Annotated in this window: 22 protein-coding genes; 17 read left to right on the forward strand and 5 right to left on the reverse strand. The window is 38.4% G+C overall.

Annotated features, from left to right (window positions below; genetic code table 11):
- Position 1: 1 nt before the first annotated feature.
- Positions 2–811 (reverse strand): septum site-determining protein MinD, encoded by an 810-nt coding sequence (minD, locus tag NRL14_RS02690; protein WP_007377618.1) that lies wholly within the window; start codon positions 809–811, stop codon positions 2–4.
- Between the two features lie 5 nt (positions 812–816).
- Positions 817–1,521: a septum site-determining protein MinC gene (gene minC, locus NRL14_RS02695; protein WP_007377617.1), complete on the reverse strand. Its 705-nt coding sequence runs from the start codon at positions 1,519–1,521 to the stop codon at positions 817–819.
- 155 nt (positions 1,522–1,676) lie between these two features.
- Here minC and NRL14_RS02700 point away from each other — a divergent pair, with 155 nt between their 5' ends.
- Together NRL14_RS02700 and NRL14_RS02705 are read left to right on the forward strand one after the other, a co-directional pair.
- Positions 1,677–1,964, forward strand: coding sequence for a YcgL domain-containing protein (locus NRL14_RS02700; RefSeq protein ID WP_007377616.1), 288 nt, complete (start codon positions 1,677–1,679; stop codon positions 1,962–1,964).
- The gene (locus tag NRL14_RS02705) at positions 1,957–2,973 is read left to right on the forward strand and encodes a lytic transglycosylase domain-containing protein (RefSeq protein WP_306723930.1); all 1,017 of its coding nucleotides are present in this window, start codon (positions 1,957–1,959) and stop codon (positions 2,971–2,973) included. Before NRL14_RS02700 ends, NRL14_RS02705 begins: the two co-directional genes overlap by 8 nt.
- Positions 2,974–3,013: 40 nt before the next feature.
- Here NRL14_RS02705 and NRL14_RS02710 read toward each other — a convergent pair whose 3' ends face one another.
- Entirely contained in the window at positions 3,014–3,559 is a 546-nt protein-coding gene (locus NRL14_RS02710; RefSeq protein WP_033015088.1) for a GbsR/MarR family transcriptional regulator, read from the reverse strand.
- A 207-nt stretch (positions 3,560–3,766) separates the two neighbouring features.
- Between NRL14_RS02710 and adhP the strand changes: the two genes are divergently transcribed.
- Positions 3,767–4,777, forward strand: coding sequence for an alcohol dehydrogenase AdhP (gene adhP / locus NRL14_RS02715; protein WP_306723931.1), 1,011 nt, complete (start codon positions 3,767–3,769; stop codon positions 4,775–4,777).
- A 131-nt stretch (positions 4,778–4,908) separates the two neighbouring features.
- Here the strand turns inward: adhP and NRL14_RS02720 are convergent, their stop codons facing one another.
- Together NRL14_RS02720 and NRL14_RS02725 are read right to left on the reverse strand one after the other, a co-directional pair.
- Entirely contained in the window at positions 4,909–7,329 is a 2,421-nt protein-coding gene (locus NRL14_RS02720) for a TonB-dependent siderophore receptor (RefSeq protein WP_149606780.1), read from the reverse strand.
- A 319-nt stretch (positions 7,330–7,648) separates the two neighbouring features.
- Positions 7,649–8,926 carry an amidohydrolase family protein gene (locus NRL14_RS02725; protein WP_306723932.1) on the reverse strand — a complete coding sequence of 426 codons (1,278 nt, stop codon included), beginning with the start codon at positions 8,924–8,926 and terminating at the stop codon, positions 7,649–7,651.
- 154 nt (positions 8,927–9,080) lie between these two features.
- Here NRL14_RS02725 and NRL14_RS02730 point away from each other — a divergent pair, with 154 nt between their 5' ends.
- The 14 genes from NRL14_RS02730 to NRL14_RS02795 all read left to right on the forward strand — a co-directional run bounded on the left by NRL14_RS02730 (position 9,081) and on the right by NRL14_RS02795 (position 25,952).
- Positions 9,081–10,922, forward strand: a complete 1,842-nt coding sequence (locus NRL14_RS02730) for a DUF885 family protein (RefSeq protein WP_306723933.1) — start codon at positions 9,081–9,083, stop codon at positions 10,920–10,922.
- Positions 10,923–11,019: 97 nt separating this feature from the next.
- On the forward strand, positions 11,020–11,532 hold the full coding sequence (locus NRL14_RS02735; protein ID WP_306723934.1) for a YcgN family cysteine cluster protein: 513 nt from the start codon (positions 11,020–11,022) through the stop codon (positions 11,530–11,532).
- Complete coding sequence (locus NRL14_RS02740) at positions 11,532–12,044, forward strand: RNA methyltransferase (protein WP_033029664.1); 513 nt, start codon at positions 11,532–11,534, stop codon at positions 12,042–12,044. The genes NRL14_RS02735 and NRL14_RS02740 overlap by 1 nt, the downstream gene beginning before the upstream one ends.
- Before the next feature lie 363 nt (positions 12,045–12,407).
- Positions 12,408–13,301, forward strand: a complete 894-nt coding sequence (locus NRL14_RS02745; protein ID WP_007377606.1) for an ABC transporter substrate-binding protein — start codon at positions 12,408–12,410, stop codon at positions 13,299–13,301.
- Between the two features lie 291 nt (positions 13,302–13,592).
- Positions 13,593–14,846 (forward strand): sugar MFS transporter, encoded by a 1,254-nt coding sequence (locus tag NRL14_RS02750; protein WP_306723935.1) that lies wholly within the window; start codon positions 13,593–13,595, stop codon positions 14,844–14,846.
- 932 nt (positions 14,847–15,778) lie between these two features.
- On the forward strand, positions 15,779–16,867 hold the full coding sequence (locus tag NRL14_RS02755) for a GGDEF domain-containing protein (RefSeq protein ID WP_306723936.1): 1,089 nt from the start codon (positions 15,779–15,781) through the stop codon (positions 16,865–16,867).
- A gap of 8 nt (positions 16,868–16,875) precedes the next feature.
- Positions 16,876–17,490 (forward strand): DsbA family protein, encoded by a 615-nt coding sequence (locus tag NRL14_RS02760; protein WP_007377603.1) that lies wholly within the window; start codon positions 16,876–16,878, stop codon positions 17,488–17,490.
- Between the two features lie 231 nt (positions 17,491–17,721).
- Entirely contained in the window at positions 17,722–18,474 is a 753-nt protein-coding gene (locus NRL14_RS02765) for a DUF3450 domain-containing protein (protein ID WP_096794623.1), read from the forward strand.
- Positions 18,475–18,484: 10 nt separating this feature from the next.
- Positions 18,485–19,852, forward strand: a complete 1,368-nt coding sequence (locus tag NRL14_RS02770; protein WP_008139039.1) for a MotA/TolQ/ExbB proton channel family protein — start codon at positions 18,485–18,487, stop codon at positions 19,850–19,852.
- A 3-nt stretch (positions 19,853–19,855) separates the two neighbouring features.
- Positions 19,856–20,383 (forward strand): MotA/TolQ/ExbB proton channel family protein, encoded by a 528-nt coding sequence (locus tag NRL14_RS02775; protein WP_306723937.1) that lies wholly within the window; start codon positions 19,856–19,858, stop codon positions 20,381–20,383.
- 51 nt (positions 20,384–20,434) lie between these two features.
- The gene (locus NRL14_RS02780; RefSeq protein ID WP_007377599.1) at positions 20,435–20,845 is read left to right on the forward strand and encodes a biopolymer transporter ExbD; all 411 of its coding nucleotides are present in this window, start codon (positions 20,435–20,437) and stop codon (positions 20,843–20,845) included.
- Positions 20,846–20,854: 9 nt separating this feature from the next.
- Positions 20,855–21,460, forward strand: coding sequence for an energy transducer TonB (locus tag NRL14_RS02785; protein ID WP_306723938.1), 606 nt, complete (start codon positions 20,855–20,857; stop codon positions 21,458–21,460).
- A gap of 51 nt (positions 21,461–21,511) precedes the next feature.
- Positions 21,512–22,852 (forward strand): lipopolysaccharide assembly protein LapB, encoded by a 1,341-nt coding sequence (locus NRL14_RS02790; protein WP_306723939.1) that lies wholly within the window; start codon positions 21,512–21,514, stop codon positions 22,850–22,852.
- Between the two features lie 304 nt (positions 22,853–23,156).
- Complete coding sequence (locus NRL14_RS02795) at positions 23,157–25,952, forward strand: hypothetical protein (RefSeq protein ID WP_306723940.1); 2,796 nt, start codon at positions 23,157–23,159, stop codon at positions 25,950–25,952.
- Positions 25,953–26,021 lie beyond the last annotated feature (69 nt).

The raw sequence follows: 26,021 nt of genomic DNA on the forward strand, positions 1-26,021 counted from the left end.
GTTAACCTCCAAAAATCCGTTTAAATAAGCCTTTTTTCTCTACATCTAAGAAGCGAAAATCGACGGTTTCACCGAGTAAGCGGTTAATAGCATCAGCATAAGCTTGCCCAGCGTCAGACTCACTGTCTAATATAACGGGCTGACCTGAGTTAGATGCACTTAGTACCGCTTGAGATTCTGGAATAACACCTAATAAATCAATAGCTAAAATGTCTTGTACGTCTTCGACTGATAACATTTCACCTTTAGCAACTCGATCAGGATTGTAGCGTGTTAATAGTAAGTGTTCTTTAATGTTTTCTAGGCCTTCTTCAGCACGTTTCGATTTGCTGTGTAAAATACCTAAAATACGATCTGAATCTCGAACTGACGACACTTCTGGATTAGTTGTTACAATTGCTTCGTCAGCAAAATACATTGCCATCATCGCACCAGCTTCAATACCAGCTGGCGAGTCACAAACAATGTAATCAAAGTCTTCTTTTAATTCGTTTAGTACGCGTTCAACACCTTCACGTGTTAATGCGTCTTTATCACGCGTTTGCGATGCAGGGAGTAAAAACAATTTATCAACACGCTTGTCTTTAATAAGCGCCTGATTAAGTTTTGCTTCACCGTTGATTACGTTTACAAAGTCATAAACCACACGGCGTTCACAACCCATAATTAAGTCTAGGTTACGTAAACCAATATCAAAATCGATAATAACAGTTTTATAGCCTTTTAGTGCTAAGCCTGTGCCGATTGCAGCACTTGATGTTGTTTTTCCAACACCGCCTTTACCTGAGGTAACGACAATTACTTTTGCCATGAGATTTATCCTTTAACCAAAGCTGAAATTTCTAATGATTCATTTTTTTGTTGTATTTGCACGGCGTTTCCCCAATGCTCACCTTGGAGTGAATCACTGATCCAATAATTACCATTAATGGAAACAAGCTCTGCCTCTAATTTTTGGCAGAATATATGTGCATTTTTTAATCCTTTTGCACCGGCGATAGCCCGCCCGCGTAGCGTGCCATAAATATGCACGTTACCATCGGCAATAACTTCGGCGCCATGACTTACAGCACCTAACACAATTAGGTCTCTGTCTTTTGCATAAACTTGCTGTCCCGAACGTACAGCACCATTGATAATTTGTGCTGGTAAAATTACATTTTTTTCAATGATAGACGTATTAGTTTCCTGTTTAACAGGTTCACTCTTAACGTCTTGTGAATAATTTAAAACAGAGAGCCCAGCAGCTTTCGCATCTATGTGTTGTTCATCAGAACCATTACACACACCAACAGCATTAAAACTCATCCGCTCGATTAATGATTTTAAGTGAACAAAATCGAGTGAACTATTTTTTATCTCAATTAAGTTAACAACAATAGGTGCACCCTCAAAAAACTTAGGTGCTTGGGCTATTTTTATATACAGTTGTTCTGCTAAAAGATTTATATCAGTAGTATAGAGATGCAAAACTGATAACGTAAAAAGATTCCCTTTTAACTCAAAAATTTGGTCCGACATACACGCTCAATTGAATTGTCTGATCAGAAATTAATCTTAGATAAACATAGGCTGAATAAGGCCTTTAATGAAATTTCTAATCTAATTTTTCTAACTTATTATTACTCTCATGTTATAGTGTGCGGCATTGTTAAGCAAGAATTTATAGGGCCATAATGCTCACTGCAGTATATAAAAGTAAGAAAAAAGCGGATACGTTCTTATTTGTTGAAAAAAGAGATGATTTTAGTAAAGTTCCGGAACCTTTGATGACTATGTTTGGTCAACCTGTTTATGTGATGATCATCAATTTAGCAAAACGTGAGCATTTAGGTGGGGCAGATTTAGAAACTGTAAAAGCAGCGTTATCAAACCCTGATAAAGGCTACTACTTACAAATTCCACCACCTGAGCAAAATTTGCTAAGCCAATTACAAAAAGACAATGGAGTCGATAGTGATTAAAAAACTTATCGTTATATTATGTGGTGTATGTTTAAGCTCACCTGTGATTGCAAAAACTCAGGCTGATTTTCAAGATTACTTAGCTAATTTAAAGCAAGAAGCTATTGCAAAAGGTTATGAGGCCAAACTTATTGACGATGCGTTTGCAACAGCAACGTATAAAGAAAAAGTGGTTTCGGCTGACAAAAACCAGCCTGAAGTAAAAGAAACCCTTGAAACGTATTTACCAAAACGTGTACCACAATGGAAAATTGACCGCGCACGTAAGCTTTACGCAGAAAACAAAGAGGTACTTGAAAAAGTAGCGAAAGAGTTTGGCGTACAAGCACGCTTTATAGTCGCGCTTTGGGGACTTGAAAGTAACTTTGGCACTATACAAGGTGGTCATAACGTTATTTCATCATTAGTGACGCTTGCTTTTGATGGACGCCGAGAAGCACTTTATAAACGCCAGCTTTGGGCTGCACTGGATATTTTAAAATCAGGTCATATAACGCTTGATAAATTTAAAGGCTCATGGGCAGGCGCAATGGGGCAAACGCAATTTATGCCTACCTCTTTTAATGCTTACGCGGTTGATTACAATAACGATGGTCGTAAAGATATTTGGACTACAAAGGAAGATGCATTTGCTTCAATCGCTAATTATTTAAAGCAAGAGGGTTGGAATGACTCACTTACTTGGGGTCGCCAAGTTCAGTTACCTGAAAATTTTGATAGTAAATTTGTTTTAGTTCGTGGAACAAAAACACGCAAGCAGTGGTTAGAATATTGGAATGACTCAGAGCGCTCATTAGCTGATTGGCAAGCACTGGGTGTTCGTAAAGCTGATGGTTCTGATTTACCTAATGTAGACGTACGTGCTGCGCTGGTTATGCCTGATGACATAAATGGTCGTATGTATTTAGCCTACGATAACTACAAAGTGTTTATGCATTGGAATCGCTCGTATTACTTTGCTACTAGCGTAGGTTACTTGTCGGATAGAATTGGTTATCCAAAAATCTAATTTTTGAAATATACCTATAAATAAAGCCGCAATTGCGGCTTTATTCTTTTTTGAATATCTTATCTTTTAGGTCAATAACTTTACCAATTCCAGAACCTAGCTTCATCAGTTTATTAAGTTGCTCTGGCGTTAAACGTTGCAGCTCTGATGACCATTTAGTGACGGTTTCAAGTAGGTTGTGAATTTCCCCCATTTGTTTTTGCGCGTAAAGTTCATCGTCATTACTGGCTTCGTCTAATAAGTTATCGCGTAGAAGCGTAAGCGTTGGCTCTATTTCTCGTTTTTTTCGTTCTTCGAAAACACGATTAGCCATATCCCAAATCTCACCTGCAGGGGCGTAGTATTCTTTTCGATCTCCAGGTATATGTTGCACCTTAATTAACTGCCACGATTGCAGCTCTTTAATACCCATACTTACATTACCGCGAGAAATACTAAGCGCATCTGCAATCTCATTGGCTGTCATTGGGTTTTTAGTAATAATCAGCAAACCACACATTTGTCCGATGGTACGATTGAATCCCCAGCGGCTGCCCATCTCACCACAATGCATTACAAAGGCAAAATTCTTTTCGGATAAACTCATAGCTTATTAACTTTCAATAATTTCAGAAAGTAAATGCTAGCACGCTGATTTTGGATAGCAAGATCTTACGCAGTGTAAAATTTGTTTTTCGCTACTAAAGTTTGATTTAGATTAACTTGTATCCGCCTATATTAGGTTATGTTATTTAAATAACCTGACGAAAATACTTTTTTTAACTTACGACTTCTTACATACGATGGAATGATTATGAAAGCTGCAATAAATAATGAATATAAAGGTAAATTAGAAATTACTGACCTGCCAATTCCTGAAGTTGGAACTAACGATGTACTAGTAAAAATAGCAGCCTGTGGTGTTTGCCATACTGATTTACATGCCTGTCATGGTGATTGGCCTGTAAAACCCAAAATGCCACTAGTACCAGGGCATGAAGGGGTTGGTGTTATTGAAAAACTAGGCAGTAACATAAAACACCTTAAAGTTGGCGATAGAGTGGGTATTCCTTGGTTATATAGTGCATGTGGGCATTGTGAGTTTTGTTTAGATGGTAAAGAAACACTGTGTTTATCGCAGCACAATACTGGTTATTCTATTGATGGTAGTTATGCAGAGTATTGCTTGGCCCATGGCGATTTCGTTGTAAAAATACCAGAGGGGTTAGGATTTTCTGAGGCCGCTCCATTATTTTGTGCAGGCGTTACAACCTATAAAGCATTAAAAGTATCCGGTGCTAAACCAGGGCAGTGGGTTGCTATTGTTGGCGTCGGTGGTCTTGGGCACCTAGCGGTTCAATACGCCAAAGCAATGGGTTTTAATGTAATAGCTGTTGATACAGGCAAAGAAAAACTCGCGCTTGCTAAGGAGCTTGGCGCAGATATAACACTCGATTTTAAAGACGTGGTTTCGAGTGAAGCTATTTTCGAACAAGTAGGTGGCGCGCATGGTGTTGTGTGTACTGCGGTCTCTAAAGCAGGGTTTGAACAAGCTTATAAAAGTGTACGCCGTGGCGGTAAATGTGTATTAGTGGGATTACCTCCAGAGGATATGCCACTTCCTATTTTTGATACAGTGCTCAATGGCGTGTCAGTAGTGGGCTCTATTGTTGGTACACGTAAAGATTTGCAAGAATGTTTAGAATTTGCTGCTCAAGGTAAAGTAAAAGCAATTATTGAAGAAAAGCGCTTAGAGGACATTAACGAAATTTTTGACGATATGCTCAAAGGTGAAATTAACGGTCGCATAGTGGTTACTATCTAACTTAAATTAAACGCTCATCAAACAAAAAAGCACGGTTTCTAAAAAACCGTGCTTTTTAAGTATTTAACTAACCTGAGCGCTGAAAATAGCTGCTTGAGATAGATTTATTATCCAGAGTTCAGGTTAACTAGTTAAAGTGTGTAACTAAAACTTAGTTTTGCATTACGCTCTTCCCCTGGCATACCACCTAAAAACATCGCTTTTGAGTAATACTTTTTGTTGAACAAGTTATTTAAGTTTAACTGCATATGCCATTTATCAGTTGTATACGATACCGCTGTATCGTAAATCGTGTAGCTTGGTACATAACCATCAGGAATCGAGAACGAACTTGAATTAGTACTGCGGTTATCTACAAACGTAATACCACCACTTATGTTCACAGCTTCAGGTAAGTTAAACATATCTGCGTAGTAGGTTACCCACGTACTTGCTGTTACGTAAGGCACACCTTTTTGGCGTGTGTCGTAACTGCTGCTGTTAGGATTACTTTTGTCACGTGCATCTTGATAAATACCGTTTACGTTTACTTTCCATTTATCGTTCAAGTAAGCGTTTAAATCAAGCTCAACACCTTTTGTTTGCTCTTTACCATCATAATAGCTTTCAGGTACATTTGAGCCTGATGTTAAAGCGTCATAAAGCGGATTTGCATATTCTAAATTAGTACGAGCGCTTTCAAATACAACAACAGAAGCCAGTAGTTGATCATCAAACGCTTTAAATCTAAAGCCTAGGTCGTTACTTATAGACTCTGAATCTTCTCGGTCAGCTTCATTACCTGCCACTGAGCCTAATACACTATACGCTGTACGGCCTTTTGAATGATTTACAAATACAGATAAATCTTCAGATGGCTGATAAGTTGCACCAAGGTTATATGTTAAGCCAGAATCTGATGTACTCGCTTCAGGAGTTGGCTCTGCACGGCTAGAGCTGTAACGCTCATCAACACCAAAGTGCTCATAAGTTTGTTCAATTCGGTTATATGCCACACCAATACGCGTTGTAAGCTCTTCAGTTATGTAGCCTACATGTTGAATACCTAAGCCCCATGCTTGTACTTTTTTATTGTAGTCACTTGTTTTAAGTGGATCGTAATCTTCAAAGTTACCGGTTGGCCAATTTGGTTCTCTGATGTCGTAAATATATGGCAATGAACCTTGGTACGTTACATCACCATCATTGTTTGTGAGTACGTAATCTTGATCCCATATTGAGAATTGTTTAAAACGAATATCCCTATCTTCGTAGTTGGCGTTAACAAGCAATTCGTTATCTACGTCGCCTAACATAAAGTCATAACGTAAATCTAAAAAGTACTGCCACGATTTTTCATCGGCTTCTACTTGGCGGTATTCTTGACGGCGTGCTGCAAACGGGTAAAGTACGCCGTCTTCAACTAAAGGTGCACGAGGGTCATTATTAATAATGCCACTGCGCGTTGAATAGACGTAGTTATATGCACCTGTTTGGCGTGCAAAACTAGATGTGTAGTTGCGGTACTGTAGCTGCTGGTTTAAAAATAAATCGTCAGTAATGTAGTAGTTATGCGTTAATTTAAAACGCAGCTCTTCACCTTCGTTGGCATCAGCCATTGGTGAAATAATACCATTTGTGCCAAAGCTATAAGGTGTTAAGCCATCAGATGCAGATAGCGAATTAGCAAGTTGGTCGCGTTGTGCATCACTTAACTGTACGCCGCTTCCTGTAGGATCGTTTACTAAATCGGCACCAGTTACTTCACCCGCGCTTAAGCCGTTTGCAGTTTCTGCATTGTAAATACGAATAGGGTGACCAATAGAATCAACCGCTATTTCATCTTTTATATAGGCTGCAGAAAGTATGATGTTTTGTCTGTCATTAAGCACGTATTTAAGTGAGGTATAAATTTCATCGCGATCTTCTTTTAAATCACGAAAGCCGTCACTTGACGCTGTTTTAGCCATTACACGATAAGCTAAATCATCTGTTATAGCGTTAGTACTATCAAATGATAATGAATAGCTATCCCACTGGCCAAGCTCAGCCGCTACTTTGTGTTTTTCTTCAAACTCCGGCTTTTTTTCAATTAGGTTAATTACGCCACCTGCACTACCAATGCCATATAAACCTGTTGCAGGGCCTTTTAAAACCTCAACAGATTCAACATTTGTAAGTGAACGAGTTGGGTTAAATGTATTGCCTAAACCTGCGCCACCGTACATGCCATCGTAGGTGTAGTTTGCGTCTAAACCACGAATTACTAAATTATCACCAATACCATAGTTATTGCCAGCCTGCGTTAAGCCACTTACGTTCCTTACTAAATCTTGAAGGCTATCAACGCCCTGAGATTCAATTAATTCACGGTCAATAACAACAACCGGTGCGGGTGTTTGCATTAAAGACATGTCTGACTTAGTAGCAAGACCAGAGCTCATTACAACGCGGTTTTGTTTTTCGTATACGCTGATGCGTTCAATATCGTCTTCAACAGAGGTTGTCGCTGCGATTGCTGCGTGCGCGTTCAAGCAAGCTAAGGTAAGTAATGAGTATTTAAATTTTTTCATAATGTGATAAGCATTCGTATTTAACTATTTGCGCGAATGATAATGGTTATTGTTTTTAAAGTGAATAAAAAATTCAATAATTTTTATTTAATAGAGTTGATTGCTTTATATTTGAGCTTTAAGTGATTTTTTATAAACATTAATGCAAATTTGTTAACATTTAGTTTGGGAGCAGTTTGGTAAAATAGAAAATGTATATGTTAAAAAATAATTAAGGCTGAGTTTTAATTATTCAGCCTTTTATTAGGTTTTGTGGCCTATGGTAAGTAAGTTCAACACAGTTAGCGCTGAAAATAGCGGCTTTACCCAAAGCTCGGTATTATTTTTTAGCTCTATACACAACACCTGCTTTCATAACAAAAGGGATTTGCTCTAAAAGGGATATGTTTGTTAATGGGTTGCCTTTAACGGCAATTATATCTGCGGCAAAGCCTGCTTTAATTTGTCCTAACTGATCATCCATTTTTAATAGTTTCGCGCTATTAATCGTTGATGCTTGGATTGCTTGCAGTTCTGTCATGCCAAGCTCAACCATGCGGCTAAACTGTTTAGCATTATCTCCGTGCGGGTAAATTGCTGCATCAGTACCGAACACCATTTTCACACCCGCTTTTACAGCACGGCTAAAACTATCACGCTGCCTTTTAGACACTTGGCGCTCTTTATTTAGGTTTTCTTCGTCTACGCCGTTTTGCTCGCCATAAGTTAGCGTGTATTCGGTATTATAAATATCCATAGAAAGCCACGTACCATGCTTTTTGGCAAGCGCTATGGCCTCGTCATCTAAAAAGCTGGCATGCTCTACGCTATCAACACCTGCTTTAATGGCTGTTTTAATCCCGCTTGTACCGTGTGCATGGGCTGCAACTGGTAAATCTCGCATATGGGCTTCATCAACAATGGCTTTCATTTCTTCAAAAGAATATTGCTGTACACCTACTTTAGTCCCTTTTGAAAATACTCCACCTGTGGCGCAAAACTTAATAGCGTTTGCCCCGTATTTAATGTTTTCGCGTACTTTTATACGCGCAGCCCATGGACCGTCTGCGACGCCACTTGAAGTATATTTAAGCTCAGGAGGTAATCGGTTGTTATCACAGTGCCCGCCAGTAATGCCGAGTGATGGGCCTGCAGCCCAAATACGAGGGCCAACTATGTCACCCGCATTTATGCCGTCACGCACGGCTATAACGCTGTAACCTTCTGCGCCAACATTACGTACTGTTGTAAATCCAGCTTCTAAGGTTTCTTTGGCAAAATGAGCTGCTTTAATCGCCATTCTAGGAACTGACTGGCCTAAACGTTCACTGCGCGGCACCGTAGGATCGCTCGTTAAATGCACATGCATATCCATTAAACCTGGAAGCAGCGTTAGCGCTGGTAAATCAATTAACTTATCTGTTTTGGTGAGCGTTGGTTTTTTATTGCGTTCTATGGATATGATCATGCCATTATCAATGGTAATTAATGGCGATTGTATTAACGTACCGTTTTCTACATCTAGCATGGCTTTTGCCGATACATAAGTTACGGCGTGCACATTTAAACTCGTTAAACACAATAATGTGATAGAAGCTGACAGCAGGTGTTTTTTCATTTTATTCTTCTTATAGAGAAAGTAGGAACTTCCTTGACTGTACCAAGCTTAATTAAAAGAGCAAATAAATAGCGATGAACGTAATCTGTCGTAATTTCTTTATTTAGTCACTATTAATGCTCATAATCAGCGGGTAAATTTTAAAAGGATTATCATGAAATTAATTAAATTAGCTTTAGTAGCCAGCGGTGTAATGTTTACATTAAGTGGCTGCATTAATACAGAGCTTAACGCAAGTGCTAGCAACAGTACTGAGCCAACCACAACAAACGATCCAGCAAGTATTATTTCAGAACTTTCTGCCCAGCAACAACTTGATGTGCTTGTTGCACAATATTACGATGAGTCTCTTACATTTAGCCCAATCAGCGCAACCTATAATGGTCGTAGTGAATTTAACGATAAATTTACGGCTGAAATCTCACAACACAATCGTGATAAAAAAGCGGCTTTTTATAAAAAATATCAACAACGATTAGCATATATTGATCAAACTCAGCTAAGCGGGCAAGCATTATTAAGTTACGAAATACTAAATCGTGATTTAGCATTGAAGCTAGAAGGTATGCAATTCCCTGATTATTTATTGCCTATTAATCAAATGTCGGGCGCACATAATACCTATGCGGGCTTTGGCTCAGGGCAAAGTGCACAGCCATTTAAAACGCTAGATGACTATCGTCATTTTCTAACCCGTAGCGATGGTTTTATTAAGTGGCTAGCAAGTGTTGAGAAATCAATGGCTCAAGGCATTGAGTTAGGGGTGGTGTTGCCTAAACCCCTTGCACAAAAACTTGCCCCACAGTTTAAAGCGCATGTTACGACAAAAGCCGAGGATTCGTTATTTTGGGGGCCAATTAAAAACCTACCCGAATCGTTCAGTGCACAGCAAAAAGAAGACATTACCGCACAATATCGTGAGCTAATTATGCAGCGTTTAGTACCTGCCTACAACAGCATGAGTGAGTTTTTAGTTGAGCAATATATTCCTAATAGCCGAGAAACAGTAGGCTATAGCGATTTACCAAATGGTAAGGCATGGTACGAATACAAAATTAAAAAAAATACCACACTGAGCTTATCTGCTGACGAAATCCATGAAATTGGTTTGAGTGAAGTGTCGCGTATTTTAAGTGAAATGAAAAAAGTAAAAGAGACAGTCGGCTTTAAAGATGACTTAGCTGCATTTTTTATTCACTTACGAGATTCAGATGAGTTTTACTTTGATACAGCGGATGAACTTGTTGCAGCGTACGAAAACGTTAAAAAAAAGATAGATGCACGTGTACCTTTATTATTCGATGTCGCCCCAAAAGCACCTTATATAGTGAAGCCGGTTGAAGCATACCGAGCACAGTCGGCTGCAGGGGCATCTTACTCATCTCCCGCACCAGATGGCTCTCGCCCTGGTATTTTTTATATCAATACCTTTAACTTAAAAGCACAACCTAAATTTTTACTCGAAACTTTATCGATTCATGAAGCTGCCCCAGGGCACCACTTTCAAATTGCGCTACAGCAAGAAATAGAAGGTTTACCTAATTTTAGAAAATTTGGTGGTTACACCGTATTTGCTGAAGGCTGGGCTCTGTACGCTGAAAGTCTTGGTAAAGAGCTTGGTTTATTTACCGACCCTTATATGTGGTATGGCCGTTTATCTGATGAGCAATTACGTGCTATGCGTTTAGTGCTTGATACCGGTTTTCATGCAAAAGGGTGGACGCGTCAGCAGGGGATTGACTACATGCTTGCTAATTCGTCTATGGCAAAAAGCGACGTCGTTGCTGAAGTGGAACGTTATATCGCATGGCCTGGGCAAGCACTTTCTTATAAGTTAGGGCAGTTTAAAATTCAAGATCTGCGTGAATACTGTAAAAAAGAGCTCGGTGATCAGTTTGATATTAAAGCGTTTCATACACAAATATTAATCGATGGGGCATTGCCGATGCCAATTTTAGAAGAAAAAATTAAGCGTTGGGTTAAATACCAACGCTAATTTGTAGCGCAAAGACAGTATTTTTAAAGGGTATTGGCTTTGCGCCATTTACAGCAATACGGTAGAATGCGCGCTCTTTAGGGGGCACGAGTAAACTATGTTTGATCAACAATTAGCAAATACACAATTTTGGCTTAAAGAAAGCTTAAGCGACATGAGTCAAAACGAATGGGAAGCCATTTGTGATGGATGCGGAAAATGTTGTTTAAATACCTTTATTGATAGTGAAGATGAAGACGAATTTACTGCAACCGATCAACTACGTGAAGGCGAGCAATTAATATTTACTAATATTGTGTGCCAGTACCTGGATAACAACACGTGTGGTTGTAGCGAGTACGAAAACCGCCAAACCCTTGTACCTTCTTGTGTAAAACTTACCAAAGAAAACCTTAAAGACATCTTTTTTATGCCACAAAGCTGCAGTTACCGTCGTTTACACGAAGGTCGTGGTTTGGCTTCTTGGCACCCGTTATTAAATAATGGCGATAAAACGAGTATGCATGAGTTAGGTATTTCTGTAAAAGACAAAACAGTAAAAGATTGTGATGTTAAGCTCGACGACTTTGATTTGTACATTGCAGAGTGGCCAACAAAGGACGTAAATTAATGAGTAAGCAACAAGCCGTAATTGGTTTAATCAATCCTAAAAGCCCGACTAATGTTGGCGGTGTATTGCGTGCAGCAGGTTGTTACGATGCTAAACAAGTTTTTTTTACCGGTAATCGCTACTTAAACGCTAAAAAATTTCATACAGATACAAAAAATGTGGTTGAACGTATCCCTTTAACTGAAACCGACAGTTTAGAGATGGTAAAACCAGAGGGCGCTACCGTTGTTGTTATTGAGCTTATTGAAGGTGCAACACCTTTACCTGAGTTTAAACATCCTGAAAATGCATTTTATGTATTTGGCCCCGAAGATGGCTCTGTATCAAAAGACGTTCTAAAGTGGTGTGATGAAGTTGTGTATATTCCAACTATTGGCTGTATGAACCTAGCGGCTACTTGTAATGTGGTTTTGTACGACCGCTTGGCTAAATTAGGCGGTGTTGAGAGCAGCGATACAACAATTATAAGCTCACGTGATACCAACAATAAAATGAAATGGGTGAAATGTTAGCTCATCTTTCCTCTTGCGCAAATCACTATAAGTTATTGAGTTTATTGACGAGTTAAGCTTTTCTCATCTAAATAGGTTGGTGTTGTTTTTGCCTATTTAAAAATGATAACCCTAATTCAGCATTCCGCAGTTATTATATTTGTGCTTAAAAGATTCGGACATAGAGTAAACGAATTACACTTGCTTGATCTCACTTGCGTAGAAGTTGGCTTCGATGATTTAAGTAAGCTGGTAAGTATTAAGTAAAGTCGTGTTTAACATTATTAACTCTTTAATTAGGCTAATTAAAGAGAATATAAACACACAAGGTTAAATTTTCTCCTACACTTATTGCTATTAATACTATTTTTTAATAGGTATGCCATGCGATTTTTGTTTATTCTCCTTTTGATCTTTACTGCGGAGACGGCTGCTGAAATACCGATTACTTATCAAAGTAGCGGTAATAATATTATGCTGCACGGTGAACCTTATAAATCAGGGACGCTCTATAAAGCAAATAACAGTAAACAAACGCTTCATATTGCGACATTAGATTGGCCCCCATACATTGGTGATAAATTATGCAATAAAGGGTGGGTGTACCAATTTGCAGTTTCACTACTTAATAGTCAAGGTTATAGCGTCCATATTGAATTTTTACCTTGGGCACGAGCGGTAAGAAATGTTGAGTTAGGCAAAGCAGATATTTTAATGCCTGAATATTTTATTGAAGACACAGCACCTTCTGATTATGTATTAGGAAAAACTCGCAGCGACTTATTAGGTTTATCAAATTCATTTAAAGGCGGCGAAATTGCGTTTCTAAAAAGAAAGCATGAGGCTGACCGCTTTTCTGGCAATTTGAAATCACTCAAAGGTCAACGGATTGGTGTGGTCCGTGGCTATCAAAATACGCCTGAGTTTGATGCAATGATGGACAATAATGAATTTCAAATAATGCATTCAGTTGATGACTTACAGCTTGTTCAGCTATTAGTGGCGAAAAGAGTTGATTTAATTATTGGCGATCCGACAGTGTTAAAGTTTTCAGTTCAATACTCATCGTTAAGTCATTCACAAAAACAATTTTTATTAAATTCAATCGAAGAAGAAAGTATCCCACTACAAAATAACCCTCTGTATTTTGCAATAAGTAAATTGAGTCATAATTGGCTTGGTGTTTTGGAGGATATTAATAAGGGATTATATAAATTTAATAATAGCGGCGAAACTCAACGTTTAATTGATAGCCTTAATTCTGAGTGTGGATACTAGTTAACCTAAACTGTGAATAACAAATCTATCTCGAGCAGCTATTTTCAGCGCTGTCTGCGTTGGGTTACTGCAATAGGTCAGCTATTGACGCCTAAATTCGCCTTGTTTCCACTGAAAATCTCCGGTTAGAGAAAATAAATTTAATCATGATTCAATACATTAGTAAATCTCTTGACCAGAGTTTAGGTTAGTTACAATAAACGTTGTAGTGGAACGTTCCTAGTGGGTGGCGTATTATTCACAAATAAACATGTAAAATCGTTTTCAATTTGTTAATGGAGTGAAAACGACGTGAGTGAAATAAATACAAAACAATCATTTTCGGTCAACGGACAGCAAAAGAAAAATTATCTGTTTCCGCTGACTGCAATGACAACCCTATTTTTTTTATGGGGTTTTATAACGGTATTAAATGATGTACTAATACCCCGCTTAAAGAGCGTATTTGATTTAAGCTACTTTGAAGCAATGCTTGTGCAATTTTGCTTTTTTGGTGCTTATTTTATTGTATCGTTACCCGCTGGAATTTTAGTTAAACAACTAGGCTATAAAAAAGGTATTTTAACAGGCTTAGTTGTGGCATCGATTGGGTGCATGTTATTTTATCCTGCTGTGGTTGTGCATGAATATTGGCTTTTTTTAAGTGCGCTATTTGTCCTTGCTTCAGGTATTACAGTTTTACAGGTATCTGCAAACCCTTATGTGGCCGCTCTTGGTCCTGAAAAAACAGCCTCGTCGCGCTTAAACTTAGCACAAGCTCTTAATGCATTAGGTACCACCGTTGGTCCTTATGTTGGTGGGTTATTGTTTTTTGGCGCTGCAGGTAGCCTTGCTGTCTCAGCAGTTTCTGCAGAATCAGTGAAAATTCCTTACTTACTGCTAGCAGTAGCTCTGTTGTCAATTGCTATTATTTTTGCCTTTATTAAATTACCAGAAATAGAAGCGCATAAAGACAATAACGATCAACAAACTCAAACTCGCTCATTAACTCAAGCGCCTCATTTAACAATGGGTGTGTTAGCTATATTTTGTTATGTAGGAGGAGAGGTTGCTATAGGAAGCTTCTTAGTTAATTACTTTGGCGAGGCACATATTGCAGGTCTTGAAGAACACTCAGCAGCTAAACTCATTAGTTATTACTGGGGAGGTGCCATGGTCGGTCGCTTTATTGGTTCTGCACTTTTACAAAAAATTGCACCATCTAAAGCTATTGCTTTTAATGCATGCAGTGTCATTGTTTTATTATTGATAACAATATTTAGCGACGGCGACGTTGCATTATATTCAGTATTAGCAGTTGGTTTATTTAATTCTATTATGTTTCCAACCATCTTTTCTGTTGCAATAGAACGATTAGGCTCATTAACGAGTAAAGGATCTGGTTGGTTATGCCTTGCAATTGTCGGTGGTGCGTTGATCCCTCTGATACAAGGGTACTTTGCTGACACGGTTAATATACAAGCTAGTTTCTTTGTCCCAATGTTGTGTTATGTATTTATTGCTTGGTACGGTTTGAACGTAGTTAAACTAGCAAAAAAATGGTGATTGAGCCGTTGTACTTAATCTTTTTAATTTCATAAGTTTAAGTTTTTATCATATTTGGTTTAAATAATACCAATCTGCTTAGATATGAGGTAATTTAATTTGTTAAGTTGTCCAAATACCTATACAGATTGGTACAAGTAAACTAGATCAGCTTGTTGCCTTTATAAAATGCGATTGAAGATTTTATTAGGGCTTACTAACTTTTACAATTCGAAAGTTGCTCTAACGAGTAAATTTAATTACCGCGCTGCGCATGTTTGACGTCTACACTGTATTCTCGGTTATTTACGGGAAATAACGACACCGCATAGGTCTGCCTGAAAATAAGCCGACCATAGTAAATACTCCTCTGCAATGATTAAGCCTTATTTAGTTAGCGTACATTCATCCCTTAATGCACAATGTTTTTAGTGATTGAATACGTATTCAATTACTAATCAAGCCGTCACTTTGTAGAACGTTCCAATTTTATGTTTAACTCATCACACAGATAATCCACGTTCTGTCAGTTAGTCCTTTACTCTTATTTTCAACGAAATCGCAGCTTGCAGGGGTTATTAAGTAAGAAAACTTTCTAAATTTTGCTAAAATTAACAGGCTAACGAATATAAGAATAATGCATTTATGTCCGCTAAGCCTGAACTTTATAGCAAGGTGACTATTGCAGCGTTATGCATTTAAGCTTTCGTATTTTAGCCGTATTCGATTAATTACATGTATGTGAATAAATTTAGTCAGTTATTTTTACTAAATGATGAAGCGGTTTTATTTTTGATAGGCTATACGTATAAATAAGTGAAGAAAAGTTAAAAATGCCTTTCGCTTTACTTTATACCAGTATGATGACGAGTGAAAACCCTCCTTGTCGACGTATTCTTATTGAAATACAAGGCATTTAACAACTCTCATAAAGTATTTAAAGCAATAAAATAATGGTGAATAAAATTTCTAACAAACAAAGCTGGCTAAACTTAATTAACATTGACAGTGTTTATAGTTCTGACAAACAACGTCAAGCGTTTTCTTTATTCACTATGATTGCTATATCTATTGTTGTTATTAGCATTCTAATTTTTTTGAATTATGATGTTTACTCACCAATATTAACAAGTGCATTAATTGCAGTTAATGTAACCATTATTTGTAGTATGTTTTACTTTATAAAAACTGGGAAATTAGAAACTGTCGCATTAATTTGTATGAGTATTGTTTTTATATTGTGTATTGTCCTTACTTATACTGGAGGAAAGGAAAATACTGCATTGTATTGGCTCATGTTCTACCCTGTTGTTACCTTTTCTTCTTTAGGTGTAAGACTGGGCACATGGCTAGGTTTAACTTTATTACTGTGTTGTATCGCCATTTTATATGGTCCAAATTTCGGTCAAGTTGTGTATGGTGATATTGAAAAAACACGATTTATAGCATCGTTTACCTTAGTGTACATATTCTCATTTATTGGTGAGTTTTTTAGGTATCGAAGTCATATGGCAATTGCTGATATTACACTGGAACAAAAACAAGATGCTTATACCGATCAACTTACAGGGATTGCTAATAGACGCTTTATTACTTCTCATTTTTTAAAGCTTGTTGATAGTCGACCGAATGAATACCTTCCATTTTCATTATTATTACTGGATTTAGATCATTTTAAACGACTTAACGATACTTACGGCCATGATTTTGGTGATATTGTGTTAATTGAATTTACCAAAATACTCGAATCACAATTTCCTACATCAGCAGTAAAAGCACGGTACGGCGGTGAAGAATTTGTTGTTATTTTACCAAAAGAAACAAGTACGAATGCTGTTGATATTGCTAACCGTTTTCGTGAACACGTAGCAGCACAAGTGTTATTAGCTGAAGATAACCTACAAATATCACTTACCTGTAGTATTGGTGTGGTACAAGTTGATAAAGTAGGCGATTATAATAGTGCGCTAAAACAAGCTGATGAGTATCTTTATAACGCCAAAGCGCTTGGTCGTAACAAGGTTGTTTCTACAAAAGATTAAGGATTAATATGAATCAATGTAAACTTATTTATATCCATGACCCAATGTGCAGCTGGTGTTGGGGCTACACACCAACCTGGCTTAAATTAAAAGCTGAGCTTGAAAATAAACTGACGGTTGAATATAAAGTAGGTGGTTTAGCCCCTGATAGCCAAACTGCAATGACGCAAAATATGAAAGAGCGGCTTGAAAGTATATGGCATAAAATAGAGAGCGAATTAGGTACACAATTTAATTTCGAATTTTGGCAGAAAAACCAACCAAGACGTTCAACATACCCAGCATGTAGAGCTGCATTAATTGCACGAAAAAAAAATAAAGAAAGTGAAATGATCGAAGCAATTCAACATGCTTATTATTTAAATGCACAAAACCCGTCAGATGATAGCGTTTTAATTTGTTTAGCTGAACAAATAGGTTTAAATAAAAATGAATTTACCGTCGCTTTCCTATCAGATGAAGTTAATAATGAACTCAAAGCTGAATTACAATATACACGGAGTTTACCTATTCATGGATTCCCATCTTTAGTATTTCTTCGTGAGGATAAGCTGTATTCAATTGAGATTAATTATAAAGACTGGCGCCACACGTATAATCAAATTATTAAACTGTTAGATTAATTTATCTCTTTATTGTGAGTGTTTGCTCAACAAATACTCACTCCTTCCTTTTAAGTCTTAATTGTTTCAGTTGTCATAAAATAGACTTTTTTGCGCAACATCCCTGTCATGTTTTATCTATAAACTTCTGCTCATTGGAAATCTCAAGCCATAAATTATTTGTCTAACAAAGTTTTTGGCCTTGAAAAATAAACTAGCAAATCTGCTAATTAACGAGTGAAGGTGTATGCGATGAAAGGCGTTAAACCATTAATCTTAGCTGGTATTGTGGCCGCAAGTGCAGCAGTACAGGCAAACGATTTAAATAAGATTATTGATAAAAGCAGTGAAATTAATATATCCGCTGCGCAATCACAAACAAAAATAGACAAGATTGCAGATTCAATGCAGGGACGTTTACAGCAATTTAAAACCCTAAATAAAGAAATTGACGGCTTAGCTGTTTACAACTCTCAGCTAACTAAGCAATTAAATAATCAAATCGAAGAAATGGAATCATTGAATTTATCAATGGATCAGGTTTCGATTATTGAACGTCAAATAACACCTTTAATGATGCGCATGATCACTGGTCTTGAACAGTTCATATCTCTTGATGTGCCATTTTTACAAGATGAACGTGCAAAACGTTTAACGTCTTTAAAAACGATGATGGATCGTGCTGATATTACTTCAAGCGAAAAGTTTCGTCGTGTTCTCGAAGCGTACCAAGTAGAAGTTGATTACGGCCGTACAATCGAAGCGTACACCGCTTTGTTAGAAGTTAGTGGCAAAGAACGTGAAGTTGATTTCTTACGCATAGGCCGTTTAGAACTTATTTACTTAACACGTGATGGCAAACAAGCAGGTAGCTGGAATATAGAAACGAAATCGTTTGCAGCACTGCCTGATTCGACAATAAGTCAAATTAACAAAGGTTTGCGCATAGCGCGTAAACAACTTGCCCCAGATATGCTAACTCTGCCAGTACATGCAGCAGAATAAGAGGTTGAAAATGAAATTGTTTACTCAAATGACAAAAATGGCTTTATTCGTTGCAAGCCTTAGCTTTACCGGTTCGAGTTTAGCCGCTGAGCCAATGAACCTTGATTCATTACTTAAAACGTTAGAAGAGGGGAAATCAGCCCAAAGCGTACAAAACCAACAACGAGAGCAAGCGTTTGCAACGCGTCAAAATGAACAAGTGCAGATGTTAAAAAACACACAAGCAAAACGTAATCAAATGCTTGTTGAGTCAGAGCGACTGGAAACGCAGTTTGAAGAAAATGAAGTTAAATTAGCCAATTTAACGGATACCTTATCAAAGCGTATGGGCTCACTTAAAGAACTATTTGGTGTATTACAGCAGGTTGCTGGTGATTCGAGTAATAAATTTGCGACATCTGTCGTATCGGCGCAAATCCCTGGTCGCAGCGCATTTATGGATGAGTTAGCCCAAAAAATGGGGTCGACGTCTAAACTTGCATCAATCGAAGATATTGAAAAAGTATGGTACGAATTACAACGTGAAATGACTGAGCAGGGCAAAGTAAGTCGCTTTAATACCACCGTCATAGTCGAAGGTGGTAACAAGGCTGAGCAAGAAGTACTTCGTGTTGGTGCATTTAATTTAATCTCAAATGGTAAATACTTAGAGTACAATCCAGGTACAAACACGTTAAGTGAACTTACTCGTCAGCCTGTTTCACGTTTTACCGCAACAGCGAGTGATCTACAAAATGCTAAAAGTGGTGCAGTTCAGTTTGCACTTGACCCAACAGGCGGTTCAATTTTAGGTTTATTAGTACAAGCCCCAGATACTGCCGAGCAAGTACACCAAGGTGGTGCGGTTGGGTATGTTATTTTAGGTGTAGGTTTACTTGCACTGTTGATTGCGATAGAACGCTTTGTATCTTTATTACTTGTTGGTGGCAAAATTCGTCGTCAGCTAAAAGATAATGTAGCGCGAGATGACAATCCTCTGGGTCGTGTTATGAAAGTAAAAGACGACTATCCAAATGTGGCCTACGACACGCTTGAACTAAAATTAAGCGAAGCTATTCTACGTGAAATGCCAAAAATAACACGTAACCTTACTCTCATTAAAATCATCTCTGTTGTTGCACCGTTATTGGGTTTATTAGGTACGGTAACCGGTATGATTAATACTTTCCAAGCAATTACTTTATTTGGCACAGGCGACCCAAAACTCATGGCGGGTGGTATTTCACAAGCACTAGTAACAACGGTCCTAGGTTTAGTTGTCGCGATTCCTACTGTGTTCATATATACGCTGCTTAATACACGTTCAAAAGGGTTACTGCTTATTTTACAAGAGCAGAGCGCAGGTATTATCGCAGAGCGAAGCGAGAAGGGAGCATAAACCATGGTGCTATTGATTGATTCAATCAATGCTATCCGTGATTTTCTCGACACCGGTGGCCAAGTTTTGTTGGTCATCGGGGTGTTAATCTTCGTGATGTGGTTATTGATACTCGAGCGATTTATTTACTTTTTCAATGGTTTTCGCAGTTATAAAAAAGGTGTTAAAAGCACATGGACTATTCGTGATGAGCGTAATAGCTGGAATGCTGAACAAATACGTCAAGCTATGATCTCGCGAGCAAGTATGCGCCTTAATACCAATTTGCCTTTAATTAATGTGATGGTGGCGTTATGCCCGCTACTCGGTTTATTAGGAACGGTAACCGGAATGATAGAAGTATTTGATGTTATGGCAATTACAGGTACCGGTAGTGCTCGCTCAATGGCGTCAGGTGTATCTAAAGCAACTATTCCAACAATGGCAGGTATGGTAGGTGCGTTATCAGGAGTGTTTGCCTCAACGTACTTACAACGTAAAGCTAAGCGCGAAGTAGAGCTTCTTGAAGACAGCATGGTGTTAGACCATTAAATAAATTTTGATAAGCGCCTTACAAGTTCGCTTACCCTAGGAGAATAAAAAATGAGAGCCCCTTTAGGTAATTTAATGCAAGAAGATGAAGCAGAAGAAATAAACATGACACCTATGTTAGATGTTGTTTTTATAATGCTTATTTTCTTTATTGTGACAGCATCGTTTGTTAAAGAAGCTGGTATTGATGTAAATCGTCCAGAAGCTGCAACAGCTGTAAAAAAGGAACGTGCAAACATACTAGTGGCTATTTCAGACAAAGGTGAAATTTGGATCAATAAACGTCAAATTGATATACGAGCTGTTCAAGCAAACATTGAGCGTTTAAAAGCTGAAAACCCTCAAGGCAGTGTTGTAATTCAGGCAGACAAAAAATCTACAACAGATACATTGATAAAGGTAATGGATGCAGCACGTGCCGCAGGTGTGTTTGATGTGTCGATTGCAGCTCAAGAAGCATAAGGGTTAGCAATGCGTTATTTAGTAGCATTAATTATAGCTGGTGTAGTGACTTTCATGCTTTTTTTAGGCATGCAAGCACTTATAACTGGCGGTGATGGAGCGATGAGTGAACCCGCTAAAGGGAACGTACTTGATTTTGTAAGGCTTAAAAAAGAAGAAAGCGTACAAAAAAAAGAACGTAAACCACAAAAGCCACCCACACCAAAAGAACCGCCTCCACCAATGGAGTCACCGCAAATGCAAAGTAGTGAAGCTAATGCAAATGCTAACAACTTTGACTTTGGTGCCAATGTTGATGCGGATGTCAATTTATCAGGTGGCTTATCGCTGGACTCAAGTGATGGCGAATATTTACCGATAGTAAAAGTGGCTCCAGTTTACCCGCGCCGTGCATTGTCACGTGGTATTGAGGGTTACGTTATTGTTGAATTCACTGTAACTAAACAAGGTACTGTGCGTGAGCCCCACGTTTTAAAAGCAGAGCCTGAGTCACTATTTGATAAAGCTGCAATGGATGCAGCCCTTAAATTTAAATACAAACCGCGCGTAGTTAATGGCGAAGCTGTTGAAGTTGCGGGTGTCCAGAACAAAATTTCTTTCCAGATCAGTGGTTAATTTAGCGATTAATTAAACCTACGAGTAAATGGTTCGAAAAGCGAGGCGATTATGAAATCAATGACAACATTACGACCTGTGGCAAAACTTTTAAAATTAACACTGTTTTGTACCGCAGCGATAAGTACAAGTATTATTACTCCTAGTGCACTGAGCATTTTACCCAGTGTAGATGTAGCTACAGCCAATGCGGCGCAAGAACAAAAAACTAAACGTGTGCCAGCTTTACGTGAAAAAGTATATAGCCAGCTGGCACGTGCACAAAAGCTCGCTGATGATGGCGATGTTAAGGCAGGACTTGAAGCACTTGATAGCATAAATGAGCGCTCATCGAGTATGAACTCGTACGAAATTGCGATGATGCATAATTTTTATGGTTTCATATATTACAATGAAAATGACTTACCAAAAGCTATTGCAGCGTTTGAAAAAGTAGTTGCTGAGGAAGGTATCCCAGAATCACTGCGTGTGAGCACGACGTTCAGTTTAGCTCAATTGGCAATGGCTAATAGTGACTATGAAAAAGTGATTGCATTTTTAGACCAATGGGATGCTATTAATACTAAACCGATTACTGATGGTTATTATGTATTGCGAGCACAAACCTATTACCAGTTAAAAGATTTTAAGCAAGGCCTTAATTATATTACTCAAGCAATTACTCTAAGCGATAGTGAAGGTAAAACACCTAAAGAAAATTGGCTAGTCTTACAGCGTGCAATGTATTACTCGCTTAACCAAACAGATAAAGTGGTTGATGTATTGGAACGTATGGTAAAGCTTTACAACAAACCTGAATACTGGGTTCAGTTATCGGGTATGTATGGTGAATTAGGGAAAGAAAGGCAACAGCTTAGTGTTATTGAAGCCGCGTATCAGCAAGGTTTTTTAACCTCTAAATCTGATTTACGCCAATTGGCTCAGGTGTATTTATATAATGGCTTAGCGTATAAAGCCGCCACTGTTATGAGTAAAGCTATAGATGCTGGAATTGCAGAGCAAACTGCAAAAAATTATGCTTTTGTTGCTGAGGCGATGATCCAGGCAAAAGAAGATGAAAAATCAATCACGTATTTTGCTAAGGCGGCTGATTTATCGCCAAGTGGTAAGTACGACCAACGTTTAGCCGAAGTGTATGTAAATACTGAGCAGTTTGAAGAAGCTGCCGATGCTGCGCGTAAAGCGCTTGATAAAGGTGACCTTGATTTTGAATCAAACGCTTTTGTTGCTTTGGGAATGGCGCAGTACAATTTACAAAATTTTGATGCATCAATTTTAGCGTTTGAACAAGCCCAAAAGCATAAAAAGTCACAGCGTTTAGCACAGCAATGGATCAAATATGTGAAGCGTGAAAAAGTACATGCAGAAACACTCAGAACAGCGTTACTTTAACTTTTAACTAGCGTGATTATTTGGTAACAGGTATACACGTCAAGCTATTTCATAATCGCACTATGCAAACCGCCTTAAATTTATTTTTGGCGGTTTTTTTGCTTTTTTAATTAACCATTTGAAATTTATGAGAATAACTTTGTCATCTTATGTTTATTAAAGTGTAACGGCTCTGTCATACAGCTCCCGTAAGGTAGTCGCAGCTAAGAACTCAAGTGACCTTAATGCATTAAAAAGTGCCTTAAGGTGACTTGAGTTTAATAAAGCGCTAACAAAATAATTAAATACTTTAACGGAGTGAACAATGAAATTATCTGACTTATTCAAGGTCAGCCTTGTGGCTACTGCAATTACATTAGCCGGCTGTGGCGGTGATATAAATCTAAATGTTGAAGAAACGGTTGAACAACCAACTTCACCTACAAATCCAACACCACCAACAGCTGAAGAGTTACCCGGTACATTTAGCCAAAGTTTATCAACTGAGGTATCTACTGCCTTAGGTCGTTCTGTTACTGTTCAGGTTCTTTCTGGTGTAATAACACAAGATACAACACTTTCAACTGATGCAATTTGGGCACTTGATGGCGCTGTTTTTGTTGGTAAAGATAAATCAGAAAGTGCAACGCTTACTATTGAGCCAGGCGCTGTCGTCTTTGGTAATAATGGAGGCGATTACATTGTTGTTAGTCGCGACTCAAAAATTGAAGCGTCAGGAACTAAAAACGACCCAATTATCTTTACATCTAAGCAAGATGTTTTAGGTGAAACAACTGCTGCAGGTCAATGGGGCGGTATGGTGTTATTAGGCAATGGTATTTCAAATAAATGTCCTGCTGAAGGCGATTGTGCACTTCAAGTAGAAGGTGTTGAGTCTGGTGCTGTGTTTGGCGGTACTGATAACACTGATAGTTCAGGTACTCTTAAATACGTAGTCGTTAAAAATGCGGGTTTTGAACTTTCTGTTGGTAATGAGTTAAACGGCATTACATTTGGTGCGGTAGGCTCTGGTACAACAGTTGATTACTTACAAGTTCATAATAATGCGGATGATGGCGTTGAATTTTTTGGTGGCGCGGTTAATTTAAAACACGTTGTTTTAACAAGTATCGATGATGATAGCATTGACTGGGATAATGGCTTCCAAGGAAAAATGCAGTTTGTTTACGTCGAGCAAGATAAAAACTCTACAGATGCAAACCGAGGAATTGAAGCTGATAACGACGGTAAAATCCCTTCTAAAGATCCAAAATCGTTGCCTATGATTTCTAATTTAACCATTGTTGGTAATAACTTTAATGGTGAAGACGATGCTGAAGGTATTTACTTACGTGAAGGCACGGGTTTACACCTATACAACTCAGTGATCACAGGCTCTGATGAAATGGGTGAGTGTTTAGAGCTTGAAGGTATTGCATTGGCCGATGATGGCACGGCTTTATTTTCTGATAGCGAAACAGTAAATAATGCTAACGATGGCACTATATTAATGCAAAACACTTTTATGTCTTGTACTAATGGTGAAAACTTTAAAGACCCTAAAGGTGCAGATGGTTCAGTACTTTTAGCGTTAGAAGGGTGGTTTACGGCGCAATCTGGTAACGTTATTAATGACAAACCTATGCTAGGTGTTAATGGTCAGCCTATTGCCGGCTCTCCTTTGTTAGGTGCTGGTCAGGATGTTGCTAATACCGTTGACGCATTTTTCGACACAGTTGATTTTGCGGGTGCATTGAATGATTCTGATGATTGGCGTGAAGGCTGGGCATTTGGTTATGGTGGCGGAATTGTTACCGCACCTGAAGCCGTTGCAGGTTGCCCTACAGGAACAACTTCAATTTCACCAGGTGATGGCACAACGACAACGTGTGAAATATCGGGTCGTATTACAGCTGATTTAACACTAACCGCTGGTAACCTTTATGCACTTGACGGCGCTGTATTCGTTGGGGGTGATAAAACAGACTCTGCTACTTTGACAATTGAACCTGGTGTTACCGTTTATGGTAGAAACGGTAAAGATTATTTAGTTGTTGGTCGTGATTCTAAAATAGAAGCTAACGGCACAAAAGATAAGCCTATTTCGTTTACATCTAGTCAAGATGTAGCTGGCGAAGCAACAGCTGCAGGACAATGGGGCGGTTTAGTGCTTCTTGGTAATGCCCCGTCTAACAAATGCCCAGATACTGGTGATTGTGCTCTTCAAGTAGAGGGCGTAGAAAGTGGAGCGGTATTTGGTGGTACAGAGACGACTGATAACTCAGGTACTTTGCGTTATGTTCGTGTAATGAATGGTGGCTACTTACTTTCACCGGGTAATGAAATAAACGGTATTACTTTTGGCGGTGTTGGCTCTGGTACAACCGTTGAATACTTACAGGTTCACCAAAATGCAGATGATGGAATAGAGTTTTTTGGCGGTAACGTTCAAGCAAAATACGTTGTGCTTACAAGTATTCAAGATGACAGTATTGACTGGGATAATGGATTCCAAGGTAAATTACAACATGTACTTGTAAAGCAAGCTGCTGATAATTCGGATGCAAACCGTGGTATTGAATCAGATAACGATGGTAAATCACCGTCAAAATTACCTAAATCAAATCCGACTATTGCTAACTTAACTATCATAGGTAATACCTTTGATGGTGAAGATGATAGTGAAGGTATGTATTTCCGTGAAGGCACAGGCGCTCAAATCTATAACACTATTGTTACCGGTCCAGTAGGGATGGGTGAGTGTTTAGAAATTGAAGGTATTGCAAAAGATGACTCTGGAACCCCGTTATTTACTGAGAGCGAAACAGTGAATAATGCCAACGACGGAACTTTATTGATTAAGTCTTCGGTTATTGCTTGCTCAGAAAACTTTAAAGACCCAAGTGGCGTTACTTTTGATACGCAAAACTGGTGGACGACAACCTTAGGTAATCTAGTTGCAACAGGACAACCTGATGTTGTAAATGGTATTTTTACAATAGATACAACAGTTCCAACAGACGTAAAGGCAATCGATAGCTTCTTTGATACTACTGACCATATAGGTGCAGTTTCAAGTACTAATGATTGGACCGCTGGTTGGACTGTAGGTCTGGAATAACACAGTAAGAACAGGTGTTAAATTTGTTTAACACCTTTTTATAACTTTCTGTTTTATATCAGATAGAGG

The sequence above is a fragment of the Pseudoalteromonas sp. 20-92 genome (assembly GCF_030847595.1).
In the GTDB taxonomy this organism is placed as follows: Bacteria; Pseudomonadota; Gammaproteobacteria; order Enterobacterales; family Alteromonadaceae; genus Pseudoalteromonas; species Pseudoalteromonas fuliginea.

Excerpts from the sequence above, each read along its gene's own strand:
- NRL14_RS02730 (WP_306723933.1), top strand. The coding sequence starts at position 9,081 with ATGAAATTAATTAAATTAGCTTTAGTAGCCAGCGGTGTAATGTTTACA.
- NRL14_RS02725 (WP_306723932.1), bottom strand. The coding sequence starts at position 8,926 with ATGAAAAAACACCTGCTGTCAGCTTCTATCACATTATTGTGTTTAACG.
- NRL14_RS02760 (WP_007377603.1), top strand. The coding sequence starts at position 16,876 with ATGAATCAATGTAAACTTATTTATATCCATGACCCAATGTGCAGCTGG.
- adhP (WP_306723931.1), top strand. The coding sequence starts at position 3,767 with ATGAAAGCTGCAATAAATAATGAATATAAAGGTAAATTAGAAATTACT.
- minD (WP_007377618.1), bottom strand. The coding sequence starts at position 811 with ATGGCAAAAGTAATTGTCGTTACCTCAGGTAAAGGCGGTGTTGGAAAA.
- NRL14_RS02710 (WP_033015088.1), bottom strand. The coding sequence starts at position 3,559 with ATGAGTTTATCCGAAAAGAATTTTGCCTTTGTAATGCATTGTGGTGAG.
- NRL14_RS02780 (WP_007377599.1), top strand. The coding sequence starts at position 20,435 with ATGAGAGCCCCTTTAGGTAATTTAATGCAAGAAGATGAAGCAGAAGAA.
- NRL14_RS02745 (WP_007377606.1), top strand. The coding sequence starts at position 12,408 with ATGCGATTTTTGTTTATTCTCCTTTTGATCTTTACTGCGGAGACGGCT.
- NRL14_RS02795 (WP_306723940.1), top strand. The coding sequence starts at position 23,157 with ATGAAATTATCTGACTTATTCAAGGTCAGCCTTGTGGCTACTGCAATT.
- NRL14_RS02770 (WP_008139039.1), top strand. The coding sequence starts at position 18,485 with ATGAAATTGTTTACTCAAATGACAAAAATGGCTTTATTCGTTGCAAGC.
- NRL14_RS02790 (WP_306723939.1), top strand. The coding sequence starts at position 21,512 with ATGAAATCAATGACAACATTACGACCTGTGGCAAAACTTTTAAAATTA.
- NRL14_RS02785 (WP_306723938.1), top strand. The coding sequence starts at position 20,855 with ATGCGTTATTTAGTAGCATTAATTATAGCTGGTGTAGTGACTTTCATG.
- NRL14_RS02740 (WP_033029664.1), top strand. The coding sequence starts at position 11,532 with ATGAGTAAGCAACAAGCCGTAATTGGTTTAATCAATCCTAAAAGCCCG.
- NRL14_RS02700 (WP_007377616.1), top strand. The coding sequence starts at position 1,677 with ATGCTCACTGCAGTATATAAAAGTAAGAAAAAAGCGGATACGTTCTTA.
- NRL14_RS02755 (WP_306723936.1), top strand. The coding sequence starts at position 15,779 with ATGGTGAATAAAATTTCTAACAAACAAAGCTGGCTAAACTTAATTAAC.
- NRL14_RS02775 (WP_306723937.1), top strand. The coding sequence starts at position 19,856 with ATGGTGCTATTGATTGATTCAATCAATGCTATCCGTGATTTTCTCGAC.
- minC (WP_007377617.1), bottom strand. The coding sequence starts at position 1,521 with ATGTCGGACCAAATTTTTGAGTTAAAAGGGAATCTTTTTACGTTATCA.
- NRL14_RS02720 (WP_149606780.1), bottom strand. The coding sequence starts at position 7,329 with ATGAAAAAATTTAAATACTCATTACTTACCTTAGCTTGCTTGAACGCG.
- NRL14_RS02735 (WP_306723934.1), top strand. The coding sequence starts at position 11,020 with ATGTTTGATCAACAATTAGCAAATACACAATTTTGGCTTAAAGAAAGC.
- NRL14_RS02765 (WP_096794623.1), top strand. The coding sequence starts at position 17,722 with ATGAAAGGCGTTAAACCATTAATCTTAGCTGGTATTGTGGCCGCAAGT.